The following is a 26,515-nucleotide window of genomic DNA, read 5'->3' as shown; positions in this document are numbered from 1 at the left end:
TTTACTGTAAAGTATATCCTCCATCTATTGTGAAAATACTACCTGTCACCCATTGGGCAGCATCAGACAACAAATAAATACAAGCATTTGCTATATCAGTAGGCGTGCCAAAACCAAGCGGATGTCTTTCTGCATACCAGCGAAGCATACTGTCTTCTTCTATACCACTCTTATTAAGAATATTAGAAGGAATAAAACCAGGTTGAATACAATTCACTCGTATTTTTAATTTTGCAACTTCTAAAGCCATAGCCTTAGCAAAAGAATTCATTGCGCCTTTAGTACTTGAGTAAAGTGAATTACCAACTTTAACATTAAAAGTCGAAACCGAAGAGATTAAAACAATTGAAGCCGAATGAGCAAGTTTTTTCCGTTTAAGCAACTTACTCAATAGTTTAATATTAGAAATGATATTAACATCAAATATTTCGTCTATGGCTTTACTGGAAATATTTTTCACCGGCATTGTTTTAATCATCCCTGCACTCAATACAATACCATCTATAACCGGCAAGGAATCAACTATTCGATTAATATCATCTTCAAAAGATAAATCTGCGATGACGTAACTATGGTCTTTCCCTTCCAAAAAAGACATAGTATCCTTTAATCTCTCCTCATTACGAGCAGTGACTATTAAACTTGCTCCCATTTTAGATGTATCAATAGATATCCCCCTTCCAATGCCAGAAGAAGCACCTGTCACCAATATCTTTTTGTGCTCAAGAGAAAATGGATTATACATAACATCCCCCAATTATAGATACAACAAATCTGGACAAACAATTTTATTTGTCTTAATACAGCCTGACCCCAAAGAAAATCCAACTCCAATAGTAGTCATACAAAGAGTTAAGGGTCTAGATTCTAATTCTTTCTTTAGATTTGTCACCATCAACAGAGGAATTGTTGCTCCACTCGTATTACCGAATTCTTGGATATTATATGGACACTTTTCCGGGGGAAAACCTATTTTTTTTCTCAATTTTTCACACAAAAATTTATTTGCTTGATGAATTAACATATAATCTACAGCCTCTTTATCAAGATTAATTCGCTCACATAAATCTTTAAAATTTTTAGGTACATAATGAATTGCGAATGAAAAGACCTCTGCACCATCCATTTTCTCTTGTAATCTAGTCCTCTTAATCCCATCACCGTAATCTTCCAAAATAAAAGATTTATCATTAACAGGATTTCGACTTCCACCATCAGGAACAATAACAGAAGCTCTGCCCGAACCATCTGTTAAATAATTGAAATTCATTTCATCATAGTCCTCCTCACTATATTCTAAAGCTGTAACAGTACCAGCATCCCCCAATAGAAGATACATACTTCGATCTTCATAACTTGCGTATTCAGATTGAGTATTACCAACCATAACTAAAGCTTTTTTAATAGTACCATTCTGAAGTAGACTGCCGGCAGTTCCCATACCTAAAAGATATCCGGAACAACCCAATGTTATATCAAAAGCCAAACAATCTTTAGTTATTCCCATCTTATCTTGTAAAACACAAGCTGTCGCTGGTAAACGATAATCAGTAGTATGAGAAACAAACAACAAAAGCCCAATATCAGATTTAGACCAACCTAATTCATCAATTAATTTTTCTGCTGCTTTCTGGCATAAATCAGAGGTGCATATTGACCCATCATGTATAGCACAGTGTCTCCTTTCAACCCCTGTGGTCTGTATATATTTCTCTATTTCTTCATGAGAAAGTCTAGTATAATCACGATTTTCTTCTATGCGAGAAGGAACACATGCCGCGATCCCTCTCACTTTCACATTCTTTATATTTAAGAATGACATATTTATTTCGTCAAAATAAGATTATACAAATCTTCGATTGTATCCATACTTCTCAAGTCAGCCCCGGTCAATCTTTTGTCAAACTCTTCGTCAACCATAGAAATAATTGACAATGCAACTAATGAACTCCACTCATCCAATGATTTATAATTTGTTTTAGCCGTAAATACATCTTCTGCAGTATTATCAAATTCTGCAGCAAATAATTTAATAAATTCTTCTAATGTCATAATCAAATTTGTTTAAATGTTAATAACCGAAATCATTATTTTATAGTTTTATAATTCTTCACCTTACCTTTATAAGCACTAATATCCAATAGTGATTGAACATGCTTATCAGGATACATTCTTGCCACAATTTTTTCAAGCGTATCATCTGTACCAACCTCATAAAAATCAGACACTCCATTTCCAACCATATTGTGAACCATTTGTGTCCACAGCACTGGATGAGTGATATGTTGAATAAGATTATCCTTTATTTCACGAGGATTAATATGAGGCTTCGCATCAACGCATTGATATATTGGAATAGAAGGGGTTCTAAACTCTGTATCTTCAATAATCCCTCCTAACTCAATCCTTGCTTCTTCCATAAATGGAGAATGGAACGAACCTCCGATAGGCAACAATACCGCTTTTCTAGCACCCTCATTACGAAAAGTTTTTAATGCTATTTTTACACCTTGACGACTCCCTGTAATTACAACCTGACCAGGTCCATTATAGTTGGCAAAATAAATAGGTTCATTAGCTTCCTCTGATATTTCTTGTAGTCTCTTTTCGATATATTCATCAGAAAATCCAATAATTGCTCCCATTGCCGTTTCATACTTTTCGCATACTTTCTGCGCAATAAGAGCTCTATTTAACACTAAATTAAGACCATCTTCAAAAGATAGACAACCATTTACAACTAACGCTGCAAATTCACCCAAAGAATGACCTGCCACAACATCTGGTTTTATTTCTTCTTGACATAATGCCAGTGCTACTTCATACAAAAATACAGATGGTTGAGTGTTTTTTGTCTCCATTAGTTCTAATTCGGAACCATTAAACATCACATCTGTAATTTTACGTCCAAGATAGTCATTCGCTCTCTCAAATATTTCCTTTGCTTTGGGAGAAAGAGTGTATAAATCTTTCCCCATACCCTCTTTTTGACAGCCTTGTCCTGGAAAAATAAATGCATTCATAATACTTCTATTTTAAACATTTTGCAGGACTACCAAAAACCGTAGTCCCTGCCTTAACTCTCCTTATAACAAAACTTGCAGCACCCACGTGTGCATTTTCCTCAACAACAACATTGTGACTAAGAATAGCACCCGTATGCACCATAGCCCCAGTTTCAACTATCACTCCTCCTACACATACACAATGAGTATCAATTCTCACATAATCACCTATTATACAATCATGAGCTACTATAGCATATGATTGAACTAATGAATTACATCCAATTCTAGCATCTGCTCCTATTGAGGCATAATCAGCAATAATACATCCAGTATCTATCATTGCATTTTGACGAATTATGGCAGTACGATGAATTAATGAAAAGAATTGTCCACCTTTACTTTTAATTTTCTCACATAAAATACGTTTCAAAGATGAATTACCAATTGAACATACAAACACATCATCTTTTTCAATCACATAATCATCAATTGAAGATATTATGGGAGGATAATTACTGAATCCATCCAATGAATTTAAATTATCATCTATAAAACCTTTAATAATAAAATTTTCATCGTAACCAATACACCCCAAAGCAATACAATAGACTGAACGTCCCATTCCACCTGCGCCAATTATAACAAGTTTCTTCATTGTTTTATATATTTAGTAAAACCTAAATCGTCAGAATCTTTAGCAACATGATTCCCAATAGAGATATCTTTCCTAAATAAGACTCTATGAATTGATAGACATACAATCTTTAAATCAAGCATAAATGAGCAATGATCCACATACCATACATCCAATTCAAATCTTTTACTAAAAGGGAGAAAATTTCGTCCATTTACCTGCGCCCAGCCAGTAATCCCCGGACGCACTTCATGACGACGAGCCTGCTCTTTTGAATAGAGAGGCAGATATTCCGGTAATAAAGGTCTTGGACCAATCAATGCCATATCCCCTTTCAAAACATTAATTAATTGCGGAAGCTCATCAATACTAGTGGCACGAACAAATTTACCCACATGAGTCAATCGTTTAGCATCCGGCAATAATTTGCCTTCTGCATCCCGCTCATCCGTCATACTTTTAAACTTTATCACACGGAATATTTTTCCATCCTTTCCAGGACGCTCCTGAGTAAAGAATGCTCCTGCACCTTTATTGGCAAAATATAACCAAATAGTAATAAGTAATAAAATGGGCCAAATAAAAGCTAGTGTACACAAAGCTATGATGAAATCAATCAACCGTTTAAAGAAACATTTATACATAACATTTATTTTGATAAAATAGTTCCTATTTGAGAATATATAGCTTCCTTATCAAGGAGTTCATCCACCAATCTCTCATTATTCAACTTCCACTCCCTATAATCATCCCAAAATTCCAAACACTGTAGAAGCACCTTATCAAAAGTATTGTCCTTAAAATCAAAATTGAGTCCAACCTTATATCGGTCAATCATATCAGCTGTTTCTCCTGGCAAAGAATTTAAAATAAAACAATTTGTTGCTACATAATCATTGAATTTATAACTATGAACAACTTTCGTCTTATCACGAAAAATATTCACCGCAATATCGCAATTAGCTAAGTATTTCAACAAGTCTCCATATTCCATAAATCCCGTAATCTCTGCATTTACTGAATATTGACTTATAAGATTTTCTATTTTAGCACGGCATACTCCATCTCCTATAAAAAAAAGTTTATATTGATATTTTCCATTAAGAACAGCCACCCCTTTTATCAATGATTCAAAATCATAACTCGTACCTAAGCTACCAGCATAACCAATCCATCTCTCTTCATTTGGCTTATTTAGAGTAAGTTTACTTTCAGCTACAAGTTTCTTCACTTCCTTCTTATCGACTCCTAAATATAAAGGATATATAGGAGCCCTATGATTATAAAAAGCAGCTTCGTTAGCATATTGTTTTGACTCTCCTAATATCACATCTGCCATCTTATATGATTGTATCGTAATATACTTCCAAGGGAAAATAAAAAGATTCAAAAGCCTATTTTTTATTCCAACCACAATTGGCATTAAAGAATCAGGCCATAAGTCAATTACATCTATCACAAACTTCACACCATGTTTCTTGCAATATTTTCCACAAACATAAGCAGCAGTTGAAGTTGGCATGGCACAATAAATGGCCGTTGGAATTTCCTGAAGTGAACTCAAAAACTTTTTTAATCTATAAGCGAAAACAATATGACTATATATACGCTCAATAGAAATATTCTTTTTATATGCAGGAACATGAAGATAATGATTATTGATATTATCTATACATTCTTTATATCTTTTACTTCCATGATTAAAGTCAGAGGTTACAACATTTATTGCTAGATTTGATGTGTAGTGGAATATATTAGATATGCGTGAATTATTTGTATTAATACTCCCAAAAAGCGAAACTAATAGTATCATATTATATTTAACTTAATTTTCCAATCAATAAATCAATAAGCCTATCAATTTTATTAGACACCATAAGCCTTTGATCTATATCTATATATTCTCCATTTAAAAAATGTAACATACAGTCCGATATATCAGAAGAATCATAAGGATAGAAAGTTATAGGATTATGTACCACTTCAAAAGTATAAGGCAAGTTTGAAGCAATTACTGTAATTCCTTGTTGGAGTGCCTCTACTAAGGGTAGTCCAAACGATTCTTTTAATGAAGGGAATAATAAAGCCCGGGATTGCGAGAAAACCTCTAAAACCACATCGTGACTAATTGTTCCGAGATTATGTATTATTTCATATCCCGCACTTTGATTTATTTGCTTTATACGATTTTGTAAAATGGTATTTTTACATCCTATAGTTAGTGCGATGGTAAAATGGGCATGCCGAGACGCCTTTTCAATCGCATCTAACAACACATTGTTATTTTTATGAGTAGCACTTGATCCTGGATAAAAAAAATCATATTTCTTTTCAGCAACTTTTCTCTTTATATCTTCAAAAAAAGGAAGCACTAAAGGAGATATTCCAAATGTATTTTTCAACCGTATTGCCATTTCCGAAGTTTGACAAGCTACTATATCAACTTTTCGCATGAACAATTTTAATAAAATATAATATAAATATTTTCGCAAATTTAACCCAATGGTACTATCTATATTTGTCCATTTAGGTCTTTCTGCAAAAAAAAGATTATGGATATAGATGATTGAAGAAAGATTACGGCGAAATGGAGGCAAGTTACACAAAAAAAGAACCTTATTTCTACGACTAACGTATCTGACAAAAGTCTTGAATAGAGAAGTTCTCACAAGTCTGATATTTTTAGATTCTAAATATTTAAGTCTATTCAAAACATGCCCATAACCTATATAAATTATTGCATCTATATTTCTTTCTTTAATTCTTCGCAATAACAAATCCAATAACACTATCCCACCATTAGAATTAATTTGGGATGCTTCAATATATAGCATAAATAACTTATTGATTTATATAGTATAAATTCAAAAACTGATTTGCCACATTGACAATATTGAATTGCGATAAATCTATAGAGTCTAAATTATCATATATTCCATTATAGAATCTCAAAAAACGTTCAGAATCATAAAGTTTTGATGAAAAAGAAAAAATAGGACGATTTGCTAAGGTGTAATCTATTAATTTACTTGGGCTTTGATTATTTGAGGAATTTTTCACATTTATCAGAAAATCCATTTTACTGAGTTCCAAAATCAATTTATCACGTGGTATAGAATCAATTATCAACATACGTCCATCCAATTTATCAATATAGGGTCTAAGACACTTCATACTATCTTGAACATTAATATTTGTATAAATAACAAAACGAAAATCCAAAGTAAAGTCAGACAAAAAATCTAAAAATATTTGAGGATTCCGAATATCAGAATAGAATAAGCCAGCAAAAGCAAATGTAGGTACAGAATTTGGCGTATATGTCGATAATTTAATTCCGTTAAAATTGAATCCTTGAGGTATAACTTTTATATGATCATCATCCTTCAACCACCTATAGGAGTTGATTGCTATATCTGTTGGAATAGAAATAAAATCAAATCGATTTATACATTTTTTTTCTATGAACTGGAAATAGGGAGCAACTTTAGTTGCAATATTAAATTTAGAAAAAGGATCACCATAATCTGCAACATAACAATCGGCAATATTCCGACCTGCAATTTTATGTGCTACTGCCCAATGAATGGCAAAAGGAAGACCTATTGAGATTAATAAGTCGTATTTTTGTTCAAAAGTCAATAAATTCTTAACTTTTAGGTACAAATAAAACCATTTATTGGTAGAAATATAAAACAAAAACTTCCCGAGATATTGTTTAATATTTGAAAAGAATCCACTATTACTGTATTGTACTTTTTTGGAACTATCAATACACCATTTAAAGGCATGCAAATTTATCAGTTTAACATTAGGTGTTTTATCTATAGACAACAATACCCCATCGGAGTTTAATACTGTTATTGCATTTATAACCGTTACTTGATGTCCTCTTCTAGCAAATTCATGAGCCAATTCCGTTGCACGAAAAGCCCTTGGTACGTTTAATGGATAATAGTAAGCTGTTACAATTACAATTCTAAGATTTTCCATATTCTAATTGATAAATTGAAAATACAGATGACAAAGAAACCCAATACAATGGTAATGCTATGAATGAACGTGAAAACAATGAATAAGTCAACATCTGAATAAAAAAGAGTGCAAAAAATATATATCTACTGCGATTATTAATTAGCTTATAAGAACAAGTCACTCCCCAAAGAGTCATTATTATATATAGTATTCCTCCCAAAAGTCCCCCTGCCATTAAGCTTTCCAAAAAAGAATTATGAACATAATCCCCCTTTATATCACCTGAAGTGAGCAAAAAAGATTGTCCTAATAAGGGATTATCAGAAAAGATTGCCCAACCTTGGTTATAGTAAATATTTCTTCCAGACATACCATTTCCATCCCCTTTAAAAATTGTAAGAAAGCGATCTATAAATTGACTTTTAAAAACCTCTTGAAAAAAGATATTAATTTCATCAATATAGATAACAAACAAAGAAACTAAAATAGAAATAAGCAATAATAGTCTGAAACTAATACGATTACTGAAGATAATTATTAAGCATACTAATAAAGCCAACATTGGACTTCTTGAATTAGCAAGGATAATAGACAATGCCCCACATAATATTCCTAATCCTCCCAATATACCAATAATCAGTTTTTTATGATGACAAATAAGAAGAGAAAATGAAATGAGAACCAGTGTCAGTCCTAAATGTCCATAGCCAATCGTATCTAGCATAGCGTTAGCCTCAAACCGCCCCTCATTGCCAACATAAGTTTTCATCGCAATAGAAGTCATTACATTAGAAAACGAATAAATTAAAGCTAAAAAATAAAACACAAATAATATTACAAGAAGAGTTTCTATATGTATCTTGGAAAAAGGAATGCGCCTACATGCTTGATAAGGAAGAGCTGCAAGCAGAAAGAAATACACTATGTATGTTATATTATTCTCAAAAATTGTATTATAAATACCATCTATATATATATTTACATAAACTCTAGCACCATATATACATAAAAACAAAAATACTATTACATCGAAGAATCTAATATAAATTTTAGGATATAACACACATAAATACAAATAACACACAAGATAAAAGAATATTAATCCCGATGTTATGATTGATATTCCACTTCCAGTCACCAAATAAGTCCTCAAATCGAAAATAATGAGCAAACATAGAAATAAGTGCATTATCCAATTGCGAAAAGAAATTATATTAATCCGAAACAATTTCATAAATCAATCTAAAAAGAATTTCTCCATTGACTTGTAACTAGTTCGCAGAAATCGTTTTGCTCTCATAATTAGAATTTTATCCTTATTGATAGAATTAGATCTTCTGATTAATTGCAATATATCCTCTTCTGACAATTCTCTCACAAATTCAGCAGCATTAGTATTAGGTAAATGAATAGCAGCAAGTTTATTATAACAAATAATCTTAATGAACGAATTAAACATAACACTTTGGGATTTATAGCTCAATAATATATTTTTCTTATTTTCAATAAAATCAGTAATATCAATATATCTATTAGCATATAAATAAGTCAAAGGCGTTTGTACTTCATATAAACACATTCGACCTCTATAATGAATATTTTGGATAGCTGCAAATGATGCCAAGGCTGCATTGGTATGGTCTATATTAACATCTATAGGAGATAATACATAAATTATATCAGGATTGGAGTTTTGGATAGCATGAGCTATTTCAGATATAAGACTTTCAGAAACAGTAAATTCAAAGCTTATTTTATTTAGAAAAATTGTTTTTATTTTAGAAAAATAATTTGACAAGTTAAGAGCTTCATGTCTTCTCATAGCAACCATTTCTTGACGAGTAACAGATGGATTGAAACTTTTACATCCATCTGTTACATACAATATAGTAATATCATGATTCAATGTACTATGCTTTAAAAGAGTTCCTCCTAATCCTAATATCTCATCATCACTATGTGCAGCAATCACTAAAACTTTTTGAGAGGTAAGATCAAGAGGCAAGAAATTTGTTTTCTTCAGCCTAAAGAAAAAAACATAATCTATAATGAATAGTAATCTATCAACTATAAGATGAGCCAAAAACCAATATAGTTTAATGAAAAAACTTTTTATTTTATATAAAATCATAAAGTTGAGAATAAATCTATCCATTTATCTGTTACACTCTCAAGGGAAAAAGATTTTGTCATTTTTTTTGCTTCCTTTGCCAACTTAATCCGTAAATCAACATCCATCATCAACATCTCAAGTTTTGATATGTACTCTTCCTGTTTATAAGGAGTTATAGAAAACCCATTAACATTATTAATAATAAAATCATTGATTGACGAAAAACTTGCATAAGCAATAGGTATTGCACCGAAATACATTCCTTCTAACAATGACATACTTAATCCTTCTGATTCTGAAACGAGACATACAATACTAGCTTTTATGAGGTAAGGTACAACATTTTTTCTCCTCCCTATAAATGAAATATTCTGCAAATGCAATTTCTCAGCAATGTCCATATTATATGTTAAATCATCCCCATCTCCTATCAATTCTAGCCGCCAATCAGCATGTTTATACCATATTTTATCCCATATATACAACAACCGACTAACATGTTTATGGGACTCAACAATTCTTCCAACATAGACAATTTTCTTTTCTTTGTTAGCAAGGAACTCATCATCTATATTTATATCTTCAAAATTTACACAGTTGGGTATAACATAAATGGGCTTCACTATTTTGGGACAAAGTGCCTTAAAATCATTAATATGCGATGCAGAGAGTAATACAAATGCAGAAGAAAATGCTTCTGCAGCTTTTAGTCTATTAATATAAATGCTCTTAATCCTTTGTTTATACAATGATAAAAAAGTACGTTTTATTAATGGTTTGAAACCTTTTTGGGATATCTGATATTTCAAATCCTTAATTTCACCCAAAGGATCACTGTGTATAACAGACAGTACCTTATATTTTTTCTTATGCCTTAATGCAACATACAAAAATGTTGTAACATCGCGATATACCCCCTGATTAATGATGATATCAACTTTATCATCTTCCAATATCGTATGGAAATATTGAATATTAATATCACTCATCAAAACAGAAGATGGTAATGATAAATGATGAAAACGAAACGAATTCAAATTATCATATTCATTTAATGTCTGAATACAAGATAATACAGTAACGTTTAATCCTCTATCTAACAAAGATTCCGCTATTATCTTTGTAATAGATTGCACACCACCACAGGATGGGAAACTTCTTAATACAAATAAAACATTCATAAAATTATCTCTTCATTACCAATGACAATATTTGCTTCAAGAATTTACGTTCCACAAATAAGAAAATCAATAAAACTGAAACAGTAGAAAATAATTTCAATAGAAAAAGTCCAAACCGTGATTCAACACCAAGCCCCTCCAAACAATAATTTAAGAGTAACATTATTATTATAGAAATTAAAATGAAACGAACATTGTAAACAGATTGCTTAAATGAAATTCCTATTTTTTTATCAAGTAGATAAAAAATACCGGGATAATGTATATATAAAGCTAAACTCCTAACAACAACATAATAAAATAAACCATATTTAACAGAAAGCAATAAAAACGGTATTGCCACCAAAATACTTACACTTGTATTAACCGCAATTTCTTTAAAATATCCCTTAGACCTAACCCCCTCGATAAAAGCAGAATAAAAAGACTCAAGTCCCATAATCAGAAACATAATACCTAAAATTGATGATATTTCACTCCATGTGTTAGAAAAGAAGCAATCTGATATATAACTATTAAATATATATACAAATAATCCAAGACTTGCTCCCAATAAAAATACAACCTTTTGACTAAATAAAAGTGCCTCTCTTAACAGCTTTCCACTATTCTGGTAACGTGAGAAAGCACTGAATAACACAGGTAATATAGGAGTAAATAACAATCCGATTGCAGTATTAAACAAGGTTTTGGAAGTAGTATATAAGCCTAAATCATTTACAGATAAAAACTTTGATATCAAAAAAGTATCAAAGCATACTGGTATCCAAACACATATTTGCTCTATCGTATTCCATATTGATTTACCTATAACACGATAAATCATATGCCAATTAATGTATAATATCGGTTTCCATTTACTTTTAACCCATAATACCACAGTATTTAATAAAGAACCTGCAATAGTACTTAAAACTATGGCCCAATAGCCACCACCTGAAAAAGCGATAGGCAATGCTATCAATAATGGAGAACATATTGTTATAAGTCTTATATAAAATAAAAATCTAAAATCTAAATTTCTTTTTCTAATGGCATTTTGAACAGAACACAATGAGTACAACAATATTTGTACAGACATGACTTTTATCACAGAGTCTGATTGAGGCTGAGAATAAAATGATGCGAGTTCTTTTGAAAAAAGAAAAACCACCAAAAATAATATAATGCCAACAAATATATTTAGATAAAAAGCAGCATCATATAATTTTTGGATATTACCCTCATCATCTTCTGCTTGAATAAGAACTTTACTTGTCCCCATATCACTCACAACATAAATGAGTCCTAAAATTGTTGTAGCAACTGAAACAACTCCAAAATCCGATGGTGACAGTATATGAGTAAGTATTAAGAAAACAGCAGGGCTAATTATTTTTGCAATAATTTCAGCCAATACTGACCACAATGTCGCATTTAAAGTATCTTTCAAAAGTGGCATTACTCACATTATTTCAACGTATACACAATTCTACTACACGCCAGCCCATCCCCGTAAGGATTCACCGCCTTACTCATTCTTTCATAACATGCTTCATCATCCAACAAAACAGCAACTTCACCTATAATCTTATCATAATTTGTTCCTACTAATTTCACAGTTCCAGCTTCCAGCGCCTCTGGACGCTCTGTCGTATCACGCATCACAAGTACTGGCTTCCCAAGTCCGGGAGCTTCTTCCTGAATACCACCGCTATCTGTCAAAACTATAGCGGATTTCTCCATCAGATAAACAAAAGAAAGATACTCTAAAGCCTCTATGAAGAACATATTCCCTAAATTGGATAAATCTTTGCCAAATACCTCATGAATTGGTTTACGAACATTGGGATTTAAATGCATCGGATAGACAAAATCAACATTTGGATATTTCTTTGTAAGAGTCTGAATAGCCCGACACATAGAAACAAATCCGTCACCGAAATTTTCACGACGATGACCTGTTATCAAGACTAATTTTTTTCCATCTAACAAGCGGTTGATGTCATAACCGGCAGTTTTCAAAATGCCTTTCAGCTCTTCATCAAACCTCTTATCACTCTTTATCTTATCTACAACCATGTAAAGTGCATCTATTACTGTATTACCTGTCACTATTATAGCTGATTCCTTTACACCTTCATCCAACAGATTCTGACGACTCAAAGGAGTTGGAGAGAAATGATAACTGGCAATACGCCCTGTTATCACTCGATTCATCTCCTCCGGCCAAGGGCTATATATATTATGAGTCCGAAGTCCCGCCTCTACATGTCCCACTGGAATCTGCTGATAAAAAGCAGCCAATGCCGAAGCCGTAGAAGTGGTTGTATCACCATGAACCAAAACAACATCTGGCTGTACCTCTTTCAAAACATCACGCATACCTATCAAAACACGAGCTGTCACATCATACAAATCCTGTCCTGGTTTCATAATATTCAAATCATAATCAGGAATGATTTCAAATATATGCAATACCTGATCAAGCATTTCGCGATGCTGACCGGTAACACATACGATTGTCTTGAACTCCTCCGGATATTTTTGAAATTCTTTCACCAGAGGAGCCATCTTTATGGCTTCGGGACGAGTCCCGAAAACCAACATAATCTTCTTCATGCTATAAGGTATTTATTATTTCTTGTAAATTCCGCAAAAGTCAAGAATTACTTTCCGATCATTATATGGCAGAGATTTAAATACAGAATGAGCAACCAGAAAAACGACGATATCAGCCTTCTCATAGGCTTCTTTATAATCTGTAAGTTTAAATACGTTGTGTTCCTGCACATTAGGTTCCACTACTAAAATATCTGCATTATTACAGCTTTGCATCACTTTAGTAGTAATATACTTGGCAGGAGCTTCACGCAAATCATCAATATCGGGTTTAAAAGCCAGCCCCATCATAGCAATAGTAGGTTTACGATGATATTCCAATTCAAACTTCAACATAGCATTCCGCACTTTCTCTGCACACCAGAATGCTTTATAGTTATTGATTTCACGAGCGGTAGATATGATTTTAGATTCCATAGGAAATTCAGCCGTAATGAAATAAGGATCAACCGCTATACAGTGTCCTCCAACACCACAACCAGGTTGAAGGATATTCACACGGGGATGCTTGTTCGCCAAGTTAATCAATTCCCAGACATTGATTCCTGCTTTATCACAAATCAGAGAGAGTTCATTGGCAAAAGCTATCTGTACATCACGGGAGGAGTTTTCTGTCAGTTTACACATTTCTGCCGTTTTACAATTAGTGCGATGGAGCGTTCCTTGTACAAACTTACTATAAAACTCAATAGCCCTATCTGTAGAAGCTTCATTCAGACCGCCAATGACCCGGTCATTATGAACTAACTCATAAATGACGTTCCCAGGAAGAACACGCTCCGGACAATAAGCAATATAAATTTTATCTCTCAATTCCGGACGTAATCCAAATATCAAATCACACATTTTATCAGTAGTACCTACCGGTGATGTAGATTCTATGACATACAAATCTCCCTCTTTCAACAAAGGAATTACGGCACGGGTAGCAGCTTCCACGTAAGAAATATCAGGCTCATGATTTCCCTTAAAAGGAGTAGGTACCACCATAAAATAGGCATCACTCACTTCTGGAGTTGTTGAAGCCTTCAACTGACCGATAGTAACGACTTCTTGAAGAAGCTCCTGCATACCTGGTTCAATGATATGCAACTTACCCTGATTAGTCATTTCTACAACTTTGGGATTAATATCAACCCCGATAATCTGAATTCCGTGTTTAGCAGCAATAATCGCAGTAGGCAGGCCAATATAACCCAACCCCATAAAACATGCTTTCATATCAATAAAAGTTATCTATTTTTTATGATTTCCTTATCACACCCAAATCCTATTCCACTTCCTCAAACGGATATGGATTTTCTTCGATATTTTTCAATTCTTCGATGATTACAGTTTGTTCCGAAGTCAAATTATCTTTGTTCCAACCTTCAATAATCGCATAGGCTTCTTGAAACAAGACCTCTTCATAAACCTCCCCATATGTATAAGTCAGTAGTCGGACTTTAAGTAAAGAAGCAGGCAACTGCTCCAAAACAAGACAAATCCGATTCAATACCATTTGTTTCTTTTGCTCCTTATCCCCATCATCATAAATGGTAGCATTATACCCCATCAAAAGAGCCAGACACAAATTCGCCTCCTCTTCAACATCGGAACTCTGAGCAGAAAAAAGAGAATCGGACTTAACAAGCACTTCCTTATTCAACCGGCAAAAAGTGTCGGAATAGACCGGCTCACCGTCCATACCAAGATACATCAGCTCATGAGCTGCATGCTGAAGCTCAAGAGCACGGGAAGTTAAATCATTCATTATTATGATATATGATTAAAATATAAGATTATACTTATTTAGAAGTCACCCGATTATTTTCAGATAGGATTTGGGGACTTTGACACTTGCAGTCAAAAGGTCTTTAATACGGATAACGACGTATGTTTTATTGGCTTCGATGGCAACCTCACCTTCAATACCGCTGAGTTCGCCTTTGATAACTTTTACTTTATGCCCAACAGTAAGAATTTCGCTATTAAGGCTGACACCGTCAGGATTCAGATCCATCACGAACATAAAATCCTCCATTTGCTTATCCGGCACCACCAGCATGGAATGCGTGGAAAGGTCCTTCATATAAAAAAGGGGGACATTATAGATGTTGGATATATCGCAGGCTGTCTGCTTGGTGGAATGAACAAACACCAGATTACGGATTACTGGAACTTCGCTACGCTTACGGCGATACTTCAATTGCGAAATGACAAAACGCGTGGGAAGATAATAATCAAGGTCCAAATGTTCTTCCGATTTAAGTCGGTCCAGAGATTTCCGAACTGTGAATTCCTGCTTGTCACGGGTGCGGGCTGCAAACCAATATTTCTGTTGTTCAGTCACTTAGGAATTTTCTTTCGAATGAATCAGCTCAGTTCCGGGTGCGCTTCGCGGTTTGAACGAGACATTTTCCCACTCAAACCGTATTGTACACTTTTGCAATAATAATAAGCTATTAAAGAAGATATTAGACTCATAGAAGTGTCCAATAAACGTTCGTTTAATGGACGCAAAGATAAGCTGTATTTTTTGAAGTAACAAAATGTTTAATAAAAATATTTCCAAAGCGTTTCCTATTTTATCTTAATATATTGAATAACAGTAGTATATATCTAATATTTGACATCTTAAAGTTCTGTTCCTTTTTAACTTTTATGCCTCTACTTATTTTCTTAAAAATAGACGTTTATTAAACGAACGTTTAAAAAACACCTCATCATTTCCAATATATCATTCTACATTCCAATATCTTACCCTCATAAATGCATTATTGAAGTTGCGTAAGTAAGTATGTCTACTGTTGCATAGGGAATTAATAACGCCTAACGGCCATGAACAGCTCTGCTTATGACCGTCAAACGATTGCTTCATGGCCATAAGCAGGGTTGTTCATGGCCGTTAGGCGTCACTAACTCCAAGGCTTTTACAGATGAAGTACGTAGCCCGCGCCTATTGCGCACAAGGCACAAATGTATTGTACAGCAACTTAAAAGACATTAGACTCCATTATTCATAGTCGGGCAAGCTCGAAAATGCAGGAAAACTACACCGACCGATTTATGTAACCCACGCGCGGTATTATGGTAGAGGATAATAAGTTACGGCAAAACTCAGACGTTTTTGGCAGGTGGAAGCAAATTTTGCTTCCACCTTTTCAGGTTGCTTCCACCGCAGAGTAAATGCCGATGGATAGGGAGATGCAGGAGGTGGGTGGAAGTGTGGAAGCAAAACAGATGCAAATTTATGTTTCAGCAACACGCCTCAAGTTTTAAAAAAGATGTAGTACAAAGGTATAAAACATAATAAGTGTTATAAATACACACCTTATACCCCGTCACTCTTGCAAATGTCGAAAAAGTCCGTACCTTTGCAATGTGTTTTTCATAGTATTAGATTTAAGGTTAACAAAGGTTGGAGTACAGCGGTACTCCTTTTTTTATGCCCATACGTACCGTCCCGGTTCTCCAATAAAATTTTCACGTAAAATGCAAGGCAACTTTTTATATCCATTTAGTTTTTGGCTATCTTTGCACTGCTTTCGGCGGGCATAGGCACGCATAAAGCAGCTTAACTAACAATAAATCAATAATTAAAAACAGAAAATTATGGCAATGCATACATGGTTTGAATGTAAGATCCGTTACGAGAAAACAATGGAAAATGGAATGAACAAGAAGGTGACCGAACCGTACCTGGTAGATGCCCTCAGTTTTACGGAAGCGGAAGCACGCATCATCGAAGAGATGACGCCGTTCATTTCGGGAGAGTTCACCGTATCGGACATCAAACGTGCCAACTATAGCGAATTGTTCCCCAGCGAAGAGGAAGCTGCCGACCGCTGGTTTAAATGTAAACTGGTTTTCATCACACTGGACGAGAAAAGCGGTGCGGAAAAGAAAACCTCTACCCAGGTATTGGTGCAGGCTGCCGACCTGCGTGATGCAGTGAAGAAACTGGATGAGGGCATGAAAGGCACAATGGCCGACTACCAGATAGCATCTGTAGCGGAAACTGCCATTATGGATGTATATCCGTACAGTGCAGAGCCCGACGACAAACCGGAAGTTTAATTTAAGTTATGAGTTATAAGTTATGAATTATTATTGCGACCCATAACTTATAACTCATAACTCATAACTCAAAAAAACGATGATTGCAGAGAATTTAAAACAAGTACTGAGCGAACTGCCTGAAAAGGTACGGCTGGTGGCTGTTTCCAAATTTCACCCCAACGAGGCGATAGAAGAAGCGTATCGTGCCGGCCAGCGTGTGTTCGGAGAAAGTAAGGTGCAGGAAATGACCGCCAAATACGAAAGTCTGCCCAAAGACATAGAATGGCATTTCATCGGGCATCTGCAAACAAACAAAATAAAATATATCGTTCCTTACGTAGCGCTGATTCATGGCATAGACTCCTACAAGCTGTTGGCCGAAGTGAACAAGCAGGCTGCCAAAGCCGGAAAAACCGTCAACTGCCTGCTACAGCTACACATTGCCCGGGAAGAGACCAAGTTTGGATTCAGCTTTGACGAATGCCGGGAAATGCTGGCAGCCGGTGAATGGAGAGAGCTCAATCATATCCGGATATGCGGATTGATGGGCATGGCCACGAATACGGACAATGACGAACAAATCAAAACTGAGTTTTGTTCTTTAAGTAGCTTCTTCAATGAAGTGAAAACCAAGTGGTTTGCCGATGCAGAGTCATTCCGGGAATTGTCCATGGGAATGTCTCACGATTACCACGAGGCCATTGCAGCCGGGAGCACCTTAATACGTGTAGGAAGCAAGATTTTTGGAGAAAGAAACTATTAACCATAAAAAATCATTATCATGGCAACATTAGAAACTACTTTTGCAGGGCTGAAACTCAGAAACCCCATTATCGTCAGCAGCTCCGGACTGACAGACAGCGCCGCCAAGAACCAGAAACTATCTGAGGCCGGCGCAGGTGCCATTGTGCTAAAATCACTCTTTGAAGAGCAAATCATGATGGAGGCTGACTGGATGGGAGACCCGAACATGTACCCCGAAGGCAGTGACTACCTTGTAGGATATATCCGCGAACATAAGCTGGGTGAATATCTGAACCTGATTAAGGAAAGCAAAAAGGTTTGCAATATCCCCATCATAGCCAGCATCAACTGCTATCAGAATGCCGACTGGGTGGAATTTGCCGCCAAAATAGAAGAAGCCGGTGCAGACGCACTGGAAATCAATATCCTTGCACTGCAGACGGATGTACAATATGTTTACGGCAGTTTCGAGCAACGCCACATCGACATTCTGAGCCACATCAAGAAGACGGTCAAGATACCCGTCATCATGAAGCTGGGTGACAACCTGACCAACCCGATAGCGCTGATAGACCAGCTGTACGCCAACGGTGCCGCCGCAGTAGTGCTGTTCAACCGCTTCTACCAGCCGGACATCAACATTGAGAAAATGATACAAGTATCCGGTAACGTATTCAGCAATGAAGCCGATTTGTCTAAAGCCCTGCGCTGGATAGGCATCGCTTCGGCGGCCGTAAACAAGCTGGACTATGCCGCTTCCGGTGGTATCCACTCGCCCGAAGGCGTTGTCAAGACAATATTGGCAGGTGCTTCGGCCGTAGAGATATGCAGTGTGCTTTATCAGAATTCAGCTACCATCATTGAAGAATACATCCGCTTCCTCAACTTGTGGATGGACCGCAAAGGTATGGAAACCATCAGCCAGTTCAAAGGTATTCTGAACGTAAACGACCCGAAGGGAGTCAATACTTTCGAACGTACACAGTTCTTGAAATACTTCTCTTCACATGAATGAGACAAAAGGCTGACAAGAAGACAATAAAATTGAAAGGGTGATAACACTACAATGACGTTATCACCCTTTCATTTTATACTATACCGCTATCTTTTTATTTCTTCTTATCCAGCGCCTCAAAGCAGGAATTCTTGCTCACGAATTCCGGAACAATATCCTTCATGGCAGCAACAATTTTCATCTGGTCATAGGTGTAACTTACATCAATCAGCTTCTGGATACGCTCCTTCACCTCGTCATAGTCATACTCACGCACCGTGGCAATCATAATCTTCTCATGATAGGTGGGCTTTGTAAGCTCCTTCACATTCAAGAGTTCCTCGTAGAGCTTCTCGCCATGACGAAGACCGGTAAATTCAATCTTCACATCCGTACGTCCGGAAAGGCTGATCATACGCTTGGCAAGATCCACAATCTTCACTGGCTTACCCATGTCGAAGATGTAGATTTCACCGCCGTTGCCCATACTGCCGGCCTCAAGAACAAGGCGGCAAGCTTCGGGAATGGTCATGAAGTAACGGATTATCTCAGGATGGGTCACTGTTACCGGGCCGCCACGCTGAATCTGGTCGCGGAAACGGGGAATGACAGAACCGTTGGAACCCAGCACATTGCCGAAACGCGTAGTGATGAACTGAGTGGCATGGCCTCCCTCCTTCTGCAACTTCTTCGCAAGAGACTGCACATAAATCTCGCAAATACGCTTGGAACAGCCCATCACGTTTGTAGGGTTAACAGCCTTGTCCGTAGAAATCATCACAAACTTCTCGGCACCGTATTTCACGGCAAGATCGGCAACGGTGCGCGTGCCGAATACGTTCACCTGGATGGACTCGGAAACGTTGTCCTCCATCATCGGCACATGCTTGTAGGCGGCCGCATGGAAAATATACTGGGGCTTGAACTCCCTGAAGATATCCTCCATGCGCGTGGCATTGGAGATGTCGGCTATGATGGTCTCGGCATCGATGTCGCGCCAACGGTCCTGAAGTTCCAGACGGATGTCGTGCAGAGGGGTCTCGGCCTGGTCCACTAAAATAAGTTTATAGGGATTGAACGAAGCCACCTGGCGCATGATTTCACTGCCGATGGAGCCGGCGGCGCCCGTAATCATCACGCGCTTGCCCTCCAGATGAGAGGCAACCTTACGGATATCTATCTCGATGGGATTGCGCTGAAGCAGGTCCTCAATCTGAATTTCCTTCAGCTGCGTACGGCTCAGCGCCTGGCCGTTCCACTCGCTCAAGGGGGGTGCGGTCATCAGTTTGATGTTGTGCACCAGCAGGCGGTCAGCCATGTCGGACTTCTTCAATTCTTCCATCTTGGCGGGAGAAATGATAATGGTCTGCACATCGCGGTCGTTCAGCACATCAATCAGCGTATCATCGTTGGGGAACACCTTGACACCCATCATCACCTTATTGATAAGCTCAGGTTCGTCCGCAATGAATCCGCGCAGACGGTAGTGGTTGCGCAGATTGACACGTAATGCCTTGGCAATATTGACCCCGGCTTCCTTGGCACCGTAAATGAACACATTGGCACTATGGGTGCCGTCGAAGTTCAGCGCCTCGAAGAAAGTCTTGACAATCACACGGGAGCATGCCATCATGGCAAAGCTGATGATATAGGACATGAACAGCACGCTGACCGGAGCCAGGTTAAACTCCAAATAGCTTTCCGTCAGGACGCTCGTTATCATCAGCAGTGCATACGACACCGTCAATGACACAAAAATGCGCATGATATCCACAAAGGAGGAAAAGCGCAGTACATTGGAATACGTACGGAAAACACGGAAGAAAATCAGGTTGACAGCAACCGTCCATAAAATGGTCTTGTCAATGGTAGATGATTCCAGAAAAATGCTTCTGAAATCATATCGGAGAGCATAGGCCAACAGACTGGATATGACGATGATAAATACATCAATTAACAGAATAGTCCATATCGGAAGCACTTTCGCGGAAAGATACCGATGAAAAAAATTTCGCTTCATTTCGCTTGACAGTTTTGTTTTAGGCGAGGCAAAGATACACTATTTTAGTCAAAACAGACAATAAATCGATAAAAAAATGTTATAACAATTATTTATCGTCTATAAAGAAACCATCCCACCTCCCCCGTTTTAACAGTCAGAAAGCGGGATAGAAATAGTTTTGCCCCGGAAAATGCGGTATCCGCTACATCAGATTACTTGCCAACTCGCTCAACTGGCTGCGCTCCCCTTTCACCAGATTGACATGGGCAAACAAATTCTGGTCCCTCATGCGGTCTATCATATAAACAAGCCCATTGGACTGACTGTCCAGATAGGGTTGGTCTATCTGCTGAATATCACCGGTAAACACCATTTTTGTGCCTTCACCGGCACGGGTGATGATGGTCTTAATCTCATGCGGAGTCAGGTTTTGGGCTTCATCAATAATACAGTAGGTCTCGCTCAAACTGCGCCCACGGATAAAGGCTAATGCCTCGATGACCAATTGTTCACTTTTTTGCATATCCTCCAAGCGTTTCACTTCAGAGGAATTGGCAGCGAACTGATGCTTGATTACATTCAAATTATCGAACAAAGGCTGCATGTAAGGAGCCACTTTCTCATTGGCATCACCAGGAAGGAATCCAAGGTCTTTATTGGATAGGGCCACGATGGGACGTGCCAGGAGAATCTGCTTGTAGTCGGTAAGTTTTCCCAATGCGGCGGCCAATGCCAGCAGGGTCTTGCCGGTTCCCGCCTTGCCGGTCAGGGCAACCAGCTTGATGTTCGGGTCGTTCAGCACCTCAAAAGCAAAGCTCTGCTCGGCATTGCGCGGTTCAATGCCATAATTCTTTGTCTTGTGGACCCGGCAAATCGAATGGGCAAAGGGATTATAACGCGCAAGCACACTGCTGCGGTCACTCTTCAGCACAAAACATTCGTTGGGACGAATGATGTCCTTAAAATCGAACTCGTTGATGTCCAGTCCTTCTTTGGAAGAATAAATGCGATCTATCAGCGCAGGGTCAATACCCTCGAACACTTCATTCGACTTTTCGAATATATCCACATTGATTACCTTATCATTGATGTAGTCTTCGCACAGCAGACCGATGGAACGCGCCTTCATGCGCAGATTCACGTCTTTCGTGACAAGGATGGTTTTCATTTTAGGCTTTTTGGTGGAAAGCCAGTCCACTACCGACAGAATCTGATGGTCGGGGATGCGTTCGGGAAAGGAATCACGTACCCGGGGAGAGTCCACCATACCTGCCACCACAAACAGACGGCCCAAGCCCTCTCCCAATGGCGCCCCTTTGGTGAACAGATTATCATCGGTAATCAAATCTAGCTCACGGACGAACTCACGCGCATTGAAATTAATCTGCTCATTACCTTTCTTGAATTTGTCCAGTTCTTCAAGGACTACGATGGGAAGATAAATGTCATTCTCTTGAAAATTCTTCAAACAGTTATAATCGTGAAGAATCACATTCGTATCAATCACAAAATTTTTCTTAGCTCCCATACACGTTAGATTTAAATTGTTAATACCTTTGCATAAGCTTAAGATAAGCTACACTGCAAGCAATTTCAAGCAAGCTTGATTGCGTTCGGTCTGCATTATCTTTGTCGCTTTTAAAGATAACAAATTAATAGGGAGAAAGGATTGCTTCTCCGTTAAATATTATAAAAGATGGATTATCAGGACACTTTAACTTACTTATATAACAGTGTGCCCATGTTTCAGCAAGTGGGCGGCTCAGCATACAAGGAAGGGTTGGAAAACACTCTGACCCTGGACGCACACTTCGAACATCCCCACCGCAGTTTCCGCAGCATTCATGTGGCCGGTACCAATGGAAAGGGTTCCTGCTCGCATACGCTTGCCGCCATACTGCAAGAGGCAGGATACAGGGTCGGGCTCTATACCTCGCCCCATCTGGTGGATTTCCGGGAGCGCATCCGGATTAACGGACAGCCTATACCCGAGGAATACGTCATCCGTTTTGTAGAGCAGGAACGTGGCTTCTTCGAACCCCTCCATCCCTCTTTCTTTGAGCTGACCACCGCCATGGCCTTCCGCTACTTTGCCGATGAAAAGGTGGATGTAGCCGTAATCGAGGTGGGACTAGGCGGACGCCTGGACTGTACCAATATCATCCGTCCGGATGTATGCATCATCACCAACATCAGTTTTGACCATACCCAATTCCTGGGGGACACCTTGGCAAAAATCGCAGGAGAGAAGGCAGGAATCATTAAAAGCGGTATCCCCGTTGTAATCGGCGAGACCACTCCCGAAACGAAACCGGTATTTCTGGAAAAAGCACAGACAACGGGTGCTCCCATCTACTTTGCCGAGGAGAATGACCGTGAAGACTATCCCGGAATAGAATACGAACTGAAAGGGCTCTACCAGCAGAAAAATGCCCGGACCATCCTCACCGCCCTCCCGCTACTGAAAGAAGCCGGCTACCGGCTGGACGGACAAGCAGTGCGCAGTGGCTTTGCCCGTGTGGTGGAACTGACGGGCTTGATGGGACGCTGGCAAAAACTGCAGGACTCGCCCACCCTGATTTGTGACACCGGCCACAATGTGGGAGGCATCACCTACATTACAGAACAACTGAAACAGCAGGCTTACCGCCAGCTACACATCATCATAGGCATGGTGAATGACAAGGATATACGGGGGGTACTGGCCCTGCTGCCCCGGGAAGCGACCTACTACTTCACCAAAGCCAGCGTGAAGCGAGCATTGCCCGAAAGCGAACTACAGGAGCTTGCCGAAGCAGCAGGTCTGGAAGGACATTGCTATCCTGATGTACCTGCTGCCGTGCGGGCCGCACAAGAAAAAAGCCTCCCGGAAGATTTCATCTTCGTGGGAGGCAGCAGTTTCATTGTGGCCGACTTGTTAGCGAACCGCGATGCACTCAATCTCTACTAAGGCATCTTTGGGCAACGCCTTCACTGCCACAGCCGAACGTGCCGGGAAAGCACCGTCAAAATAGGTGGCATATACCTTGTTCATATCAGCGAACAAGGACATGTCTGCCAGAAAAACGGTTGTCTTCACAATATTCGCCATGCTCAGACCTGCCTCTTCCAGGATATGCTTTATATTCTCCAAGGACTGGCGGGCTTGCGCTTCCGTACCTTCAGCTATCACTCCGGTAGCTGCATCAATAGGCAACTGACCTGATACAAATACCATTCCACTGGCTTCGATAGCCTGGCTATAAGGGCCTATGGCGCCCGGTGCCTTCTGGCTGCAAATCACTTTCTTCATGATTGTCAAAGTTTGTTTTTATTAATAATCGAGTCTATTTTCTTTTTTGAAATAAAAAAAATCCGAAGTATATGCAGTATTCCGGAAATCCACGCATTTTATAAATAAAACAACGTAATTTCACTCATAACCTGTTATACCTAGACTTAACTCATTTAACACGGGGGAGTTCCCCAAAACAGAGGCTCTGCTTGCGAAAGCAGAGCCTTTATTCTATCCCATCCCTTTACTTGCAATGCTTCTCAATCAAAGCATCCACATTGGGGTCACCCAATTCCTTTGCCTTGGCAAAGCTGGCACAAGCTTCCTTGTCCTTCTTCATCTGCAGCTGGGCGATACCCATCAGACGGTAGGCCTCGGCATACTTAGGGTCTTTCTCCAGAGCAGCCTTCAGCACATTCAACGCCTCTTCGTAACGTCCCACGCGAAGATTCACCACTGCCAGTTCGGCACGGTAAGTCAAATCCTCCGGATTCAGTTCGATGGCTTTCGCCATATCGTCCAGCGCACGCTGGTACTGCTTGGCCTTCAAAGCAGCCTGCTCACGGTAATAGTAGAACATGTCGTTCACTTTACCGTTCACGGCATTGTAATAGGCGTCATAATCCAGCATGGCATTACGCGCCTGGTCTGCATTCATACGGGCTTGGGCACGCTCCAGCAAGTAAGGGGCGGCTTCCTCCGTATAGGGCTGGGTAAAGCGGGCCACACAACTGTCCATCAGAGCCAGTACCTCCTCGGCAGGCGCCTGCATCAATTCCTTGGTCTTGGCGGCACTGAAGAAGGTAGCCGGAGAGGCCAGAATGGTCTTATTCACTTTATCATAGCTGGTAAATGCCGACGGATAGTCCTGCTTGGCAAACTGGATGTCACCCTCCAACTGGACATAAACCGGAAGCTCGTCAATGGCTATCGCTTTCCGTACCTCGTCCAGAGCCTTGTCGAGCGACCAATCCTTATAAACTTTCTCGGGCTTGCCCAATGCATAATTATAGATTATCTTGGCCCGGTTGTAATACACATCATCTTTCTTTGCCGCAACCTCCAAAGCCTTATCCATATCTGCGGCGACCTTATCCATGGAAGCATCTTCACGGGACATGAACAGATGCTGGGAAGCGCGGCGCAGATAACCGTCGGCACTGGCAGGATATTGTGCAATGAAATCGTTCAGAGTCTCCATATACTTCTCTGGAGACAGTTGGGAAGAAGCCATGTAGAGGAACACCAAAGCCTGCTCTTCGGTATCGGGCAATGCCTTCTTGATACCGATGCCCTTCAATGACATATCTCCATAAGACAATGCGGAGATATTCTGCGACATGGCGAAATTGGCATCAATGGCATAGCAGATGGTAGCCGTGTCTTGTCCGGAGGACTTCTGCGCAAGGCCGAAGACCTGCCCGTCCACAGTCATCAGCGGACAACTCACCATCTTGTCCTTCAGACGCATATCGAGCGTATAATAGGAATAGTTGCCGGAAATCTTATCAGCTTCCTTTACTTTCCCGGCAGTGTAGGAACGGTCTTTCTGGGTGGAATAAGGCAGCAGATATACATCCGCACCGACGGCCGGAGCCACAGCAGCCAAAGTGAGTGCCGTGACTTTCTTTCCGGGGATGCCGACACGGAACTTGACAACATCGTACATGTCATCAGCTCCCATAATGGCCTCCACCGGCATCTGTGCCCCGTCCGAGCTCATCACAACGGCGCGCCGGGCACCTTTGAACAAGGTGTAGTCAGAAAGCGCAACGCCATCTTCAGTGACAAAAAAGCCGTTTCCAGTATTCAGTATCTTATCGTCCTGGTCGTAGGTCACCACCGAAAAAACGGCACGTTTGGCTTTGTCTACCCACTTCGGGGCTTGTGCCACACTCCACTGAGCCAATAAACAGAGAGTGAGCATCAACAGCAATTTCTTTTTCAT

At 38.9% G+C, this 26,515-nt stretch carries 25 protein-coding genes; 4 read left to right on the top strand and 21 right to left on the bottom strand.

The genetic code is table 11. The features are described from left to right. Window position 1: 1 nt before the first annotated feature. The 17 genes from DW800_RS03715 to DW800_RS03635 all read right to left on the bottom strand — a co-directional run bounded on the left by DW800_RS03715 (window position 2) and on the right by DW800_RS03635 (window position 15,844). The gene (locus DW800_RS03715; RefSeq protein ID WP_117713885.1) at window positions 2–745 is read right to left on the bottom strand and encodes an SDR family NAD(P)-dependent oxidoreductase; all 744 of its coding nucleotides are present in this window, start codon (window positions 743–745) and stop codon (window positions 2–4) included. A 12-nt stretch (window positions 746–757) separates the two neighbouring features. Continuing rightward, entirely contained in the window at window positions 758–1,822 is a 1,065-nt protein-coding gene (locus DW800_RS03710) for a 3-oxoacyl-ACP synthase III family protein (protein ID WP_117713884.1), read from the bottom strand. A gap of 2 nt (window positions 1,823–1,824) precedes the next feature. Next, the gene (locus DW800_RS03705; RefSeq protein WP_117713883.1) at window positions 1,825–2,052 is read right to left on the bottom strand and encodes an acyl carrier protein; all 228 of its coding nucleotides are present in this window, start codon (window positions 2,050–2,052) and stop codon (window positions 1,825–1,827) included. Window positions 2,053–2,087: 35 nt separating this feature from the next. Further along, window positions 2,088–3,023, bottom strand: a complete 936-nt coding sequence (gene fabD, locus DW800_RS03700; protein ID WP_117713882.1) for an ACP S-malonyltransferase — start codon at window positions 3,021–3,023, stop codon at window positions 2,088–2,090. 7 nt (window positions 3,024–3,030) lie between these two features. Further along, window positions 3,031–3,663 carry a NeuD/PglB/VioB family sugar acetyltransferase gene (locus tag DW800_RS03695; protein ID WP_117713881.1) on the bottom strand — a complete coding sequence of 211 codons (633 nt, stop codon included), beginning with the start codon at window positions 3,661–3,663 and terminating at the stop codon, window positions 3,031–3,033. Further along, entirely contained in the window at window positions 3,660–4,286 is a 627-nt protein-coding gene (locus tag DW800_RS03690) for a sugar transferase (RefSeq protein ID WP_117713880.1), read from the bottom strand. The genes DW800_RS03695 and DW800_RS03690 overlap by 4 nt, the downstream gene beginning before the upstream one ends. 5 nt (window positions 4,287–4,291) lie before the next feature. Beyond that, entirely contained in the window at window positions 4,292–5,455 is a 1,164-nt protein-coding gene (locus tag DW800_RS03685; RefSeq protein WP_119957818.1) for a glycosyltransferase, read from the bottom strand. 7 nt (window positions 5,456–5,462) lie between these two features. Further along, entirely contained in the window at window positions 5,463–6,476 is a 1,014-nt protein-coding gene (locus DW800_RS03680) for a glycosyltransferase (RefSeq protein WP_087333033.1), read from the bottom strand. 7 nt (window positions 6,477–6,483) lie between these two features. Further along, window positions 6,484–7,635 carry a hypothetical protein gene (locus DW800_RS03675; protein ID WP_087333032.1) on the bottom strand — a complete coding sequence of 384 codons (1,152 nt, stop codon included), beginning with the start codon at window positions 7,633–7,635 and terminating at the stop codon, window positions 6,484–6,486. Continuing rightward, on the bottom strand, window positions 7,622–8,386 hold the full coding sequence (locus tag DW800_RS19590; protein ID WP_162612932.1) for an O-antigen ligase family protein: 765 nt from the start codon (window positions 8,384–8,386) through the stop codon (window positions 7,622–7,624). Before DW800_RS19590 ends, DW800_RS03675 begins: the two co-directional genes overlap by 14 nt. Before the next feature lie 468 nt (window positions 8,387–8,854). After that, a complete protein-coding gene (locus DW800_RS03665; RefSeq protein ID WP_087333030.1) occupies window positions 8,855–9,772 on the bottom strand; it encodes a PIG-L deacetylase family protein in 918 nt (305 codons plus the stop codon). After that, window positions 9,745–10,911: a glycosyltransferase gene (locus DW800_RS03660; protein ID WP_087333029.1), complete on the bottom strand. Its 1,167-nt coding sequence runs from the start codon at window positions 10,909–10,911 to the stop codon at window positions 9,745–9,747. Before DW800_RS03660 ends, DW800_RS03665 begins: the two co-directional genes overlap by 28 nt. A 4-nt stretch (window positions 10,912–10,915) precedes the next feature. Beyond that, window positions 10,916–12,352 carry a lipopolysaccharide biosynthesis protein gene (locus tag DW800_RS03655; protein WP_087333028.1) on the bottom strand — a complete coding sequence of 479 codons (1,437 nt, stop codon included), beginning with the start codon at window positions 12,350–12,352 and terminating at the stop codon, window positions 10,916–10,918. A gap of 8 nt (window positions 12,353–12,360) precedes the next feature. After that, window positions 12,361–13,512: a non-hydrolyzing UDP-N-acetylglucosamine 2-epimerase gene (gene wecB / locus DW800_RS03650; protein WP_087333027.1), complete on the bottom strand. Its 1,152-nt coding sequence runs from the start codon at window positions 13,510–13,512 to the stop codon at window positions 12,361–12,363. Window positions 13,513–13,527: 15 nt separating this feature from the next. After that, entirely contained in the window at window positions 13,528–14,733 is a 1,206-nt protein-coding gene (gene wecC, locus DW800_RS03645; RefSeq protein WP_117713877.1) for a UDP-N-acetyl-D-mannosamine dehydrogenase, read from the bottom strand. Between the two features lie 49 nt (window positions 14,734–14,782). Then, window positions 14,783–15,265 (bottom strand): UpxZ family transcription anti-terminator antagonist, encoded by a 483-nt coding sequence (locus DW800_RS03640; protein ID WP_117713876.1) that lies wholly within the window; start codon window positions 15,263–15,265, stop codon window positions 14,783–14,785. A 45-nt stretch (window positions 15,266–15,310) separates the two neighbouring features. Next, the gene (locus tag DW800_RS03635; protein ID WP_119957817.1) at window positions 15,311–15,844 is read right to left on the bottom strand and encodes a UpxY family transcription antiterminator; all 534 of its coding nucleotides are present in this window, start codon (window positions 15,842–15,844) and stop codon (window positions 15,311–15,313) included. Between the two features lie 1,262 nt (window positions 15,845–17,106). On the opposite strand from DW800_RS03635, the gene DW800_RS03625 reads away from it, so the two are divergent. The 3 genes from DW800_RS03625 to DW800_RS03615 all read left to right on the top strand — a co-directional run bounded on the left by DW800_RS03625 (window position 17,107) and on the right by DW800_RS03615 (window position 19,312). Continuing rightward, window positions 17,107–17,571, top strand: coding sequence for a DUF4494 domain-containing protein (locus DW800_RS03625; protein ID WP_005831367.1), 465 nt, complete (start codon window positions 17,107–17,109; stop codon window positions 17,569–17,571). 79 nt (window positions 17,572–17,650) lie between these two features. Continuing rightward, window positions 17,651–18,316 carry a YggS family pyridoxal phosphate-dependent enzyme gene (locus DW800_RS03620; protein WP_119957816.1) on the top strand — a complete coding sequence of 222 codons (666 nt, stop codon included), beginning with the start codon at window positions 17,651–17,653 and terminating at the stop codon, window positions 18,314–18,316. A gap of 18 nt (window positions 18,317–18,334) precedes the next feature. Further along, complete coding sequence (locus DW800_RS03615; protein WP_119957815.1) at window positions 18,335–19,312, top strand: dihydroorotate dehydrogenase-like protein; 978 nt, start codon at window positions 18,335–18,337, stop codon at window positions 19,310–19,312. 94 nt (window positions 19,313–19,406) lie between these two features. Here the strand turns inward: DW800_RS03615 and DW800_RS03610 are convergent, their stop codons facing one another. After that, on the bottom strand, window positions 19,407–21,311 hold the full coding sequence (locus tag DW800_RS03610; protein WP_057256434.1) for a polysaccharide biosynthesis protein: 1,905 nt from the start codon (window positions 21,309–21,311) through the stop codon (window positions 19,407–19,409). Window positions 21,312–21,495: 184 nt separating this feature from the next. Beyond that, window positions 21,496–22,821 carry a PhoH family protein gene (locus DW800_RS03605; RefSeq protein WP_005831374.1) on the bottom strand — a complete coding sequence of 442 codons (1,326 nt, stop codon included), beginning with the start codon at window positions 22,819–22,821 and terminating at the stop codon, window positions 21,496–21,498. A 168-nt stretch (window positions 22,822–22,989) separates the two neighbouring features. On the opposite strand from DW800_RS03605, the gene DW800_RS03600 reads away from it, so the two are divergent. After that, window positions 22,990–24,243, top strand: coding sequence for a bifunctional folylpolyglutamate synthase/dihydrofolate synthase (locus DW800_RS03600; protein ID WP_035448828.1), 1,254 nt, complete (start codon window positions 22,990–22,992; stop codon window positions 24,241–24,243). On the opposite strand, the gene DW800_RS03595 is transcribed toward DW800_RS03600, so the two are convergent. Beyond that, window positions 24,211–24,585, bottom strand: coding sequence for a RidA family protein (locus DW800_RS03595; protein ID WP_119957814.1), 375 nt, complete (start codon window positions 24,583–24,585; stop codon window positions 24,211–24,213). The two genes, DW800_RS03600 and DW800_RS03595, sit on opposite strands and share 33 nt — an antisense overlap. Before the next feature lie 226 nt (window positions 24,586–24,811). Then, a complete protein-coding gene (locus DW800_RS03590) occupies window positions 24,812–26,515 on the bottom strand; it encodes a serine protease (RefSeq protein ID WP_119957813.1) in 1,704 nt (567 codons plus the stop codon).

Origin of the sequence: Bacteroides sp. AM32-11AC (assembly GCF_003603515.1) — a bacterium.
Classification (GTDB): Bacteria; Bacteroidota; Bacteroidia; order Bacteroidales; family Bacteroidaceae; genus Bacteroides; species Bacteroides uniformis.
The sequence above is the reverse complement of the archived record's forward strand: the minus strand, read 5'-3'. Positions and strand labels throughout refer to the sequence as shown.

Excerpts from the sequence above, each read along its gene's own strand:
- DW800_RS03715 (WP_117713885.1), bottom strand. The coding sequence starts at position 745 with ATGTATAATCCATTTTCTCTTGAGCACAAAAAGATATTGGTGACAGGT.
- DW800_RS03710 (WP_117713884.1), bottom strand. The coding sequence starts at position 1,822 with ATGTCATTCTTAAATATAAAGAATGTGAAAGTGAGAGGGATCGCGGCA.
- DW800_RS03705 (WP_117713883.1), bottom strand. The coding sequence starts at position 2,052 with ATGACATTAGAAGAATTTATTAAATTATTTGCTGCAGAATTTGATAAT.
- fabD (WP_117713882.1), bottom strand. The coding sequence starts at position 3,023 with ATGAATGCATTTATTTTTCCAGGACAAGGCTGTCAAAAAGAGGGTATG.
- DW800_RS03695 (WP_117713881.1), bottom strand. The coding sequence starts at position 3,663 with ATGAAGAAACTTGTTATAATTGGCGCAGGTGGAATGGGACGTTCAGTC.
- DW800_RS03690 (WP_117713880.1), bottom strand. The coding sequence starts at position 4,286 with ATGTATAAATGTTTCTTTAAACGGTTGATTGATTTCATCATAGCTTTG.
- DW800_RS03685 (WP_119957818.1), bottom strand. The coding sequence starts at position 5,455 with ATGATACTATTAGTTTCGCTTTTTGGGAGTATTAATACAAATAATTCA.
- DW800_RS03680 (WP_087333033.1), bottom strand. The coding sequence starts at position 6,476 with ATGCTATATATTGAAGCATCCCAAATTAATTCTAATGGTGGGATAGTG.
- DW800_RS03675 (WP_087333032.1), bottom strand. The coding sequence starts at position 7,635 with ATGGAAAATCTTAGAATTGTAATTGTAACAGCTTACTATTATCCATTA.
- DW800_RS19590 (WP_162612932.1), bottom strand. The coding sequence starts at position 8,386 with ATGAAAACTTATGTTGGCAATGAGGGGCGGTTTGAGGCTAACGCTATG.
- DW800_RS03665 (WP_087333030.1), bottom strand. The coding sequence starts at position 9,772 with ATGGATAGATTTATTCTCAACTTTATGATTTTATATAAAATAAAAAGT.
- DW800_RS03660 (WP_087333029.1), bottom strand. The coding sequence starts at position 10,911 with ATGAATGTTTTATTTGTATTAAGAAGTTTCCCATCCTGTGGTGGTGTG.
- DW800_RS03655 (WP_087333028.1), bottom strand. The coding sequence starts at position 12,352 with ATGCCACTTTTGAAAGATACTTTAAATGCGACATTGTGGTCAGTATTG.
- wecB (WP_087333027.1), bottom strand. The coding sequence starts at position 13,512 with ATGAAGAAGATTATGTTGGTTTTCGGGACTCGTCCCGAAGCCATAAAG.
- wecC (WP_117713877.1), bottom strand. The coding sequence starts at position 14,733 with ATGAAAGCATGTTTTATGGGGTTGGGTTATATTGGCCTGCCTACTGCG.
- DW800_RS03640 (WP_117713876.1), bottom strand. The coding sequence starts at position 15,265 with ATGAATGATTTAACTTCCCGTGCTCTTGAGCTTCAGCATGCAGCTCAT.
- DW800_RS03625 (WP_005831367.1), top strand. The coding sequence starts at position 17,107 with ATGGCAATGCATACATGGTTTGAATGTAAGATCCGTTACGAGAAAACA.
- DW800_RS03620 (WP_119957816.1), top strand. The coding sequence starts at position 17,651 with ATGATTGCAGAGAATTTAAAACAAGTACTGAGCGAACTGCCTGAAAAG.
- DW800_RS03615 (WP_119957815.1), top strand. The coding sequence starts at position 18,335 with ATGGCAACATTAGAAACTACTTTTGCAGGGCTGAAACTCAGAAACCCC.
- DW800_RS03610 (WP_057256434.1), bottom strand. The coding sequence starts at position 21,311 with ATGAAGCGAAATTTTTTTCATCGGTATCTTTCCGCGAAAGTGCTTCCG.
- DW800_RS03605 (WP_005831374.1), bottom strand. The coding sequence starts at position 22,821 with ATGGGAGCTAAGAAAAATTTTGTGATTGATACGAATGTGATTCTTCAC.
- DW800_RS03600 (WP_035448828.1), top strand. The coding sequence starts at position 22,990 with ATGGATTATCAGGACACTTTAACTTACTTATATAACAGTGTGCCCATG.
- DW800_RS03595 (WP_119957814.1), bottom strand. The coding sequence starts at position 24,585 with ATGAAGAAAGTGATTTGCAGCCAGAAGGCACCGGGCGCCATAGGCCCT.
- DW800_RS03590 (WP_119957813.1), bottom strand. The coding sequence starts at position 26,515 with ATGAAAAAGAAATTGCTGTTGATGCTCACTCTCTGTTTATTGGCTCAG.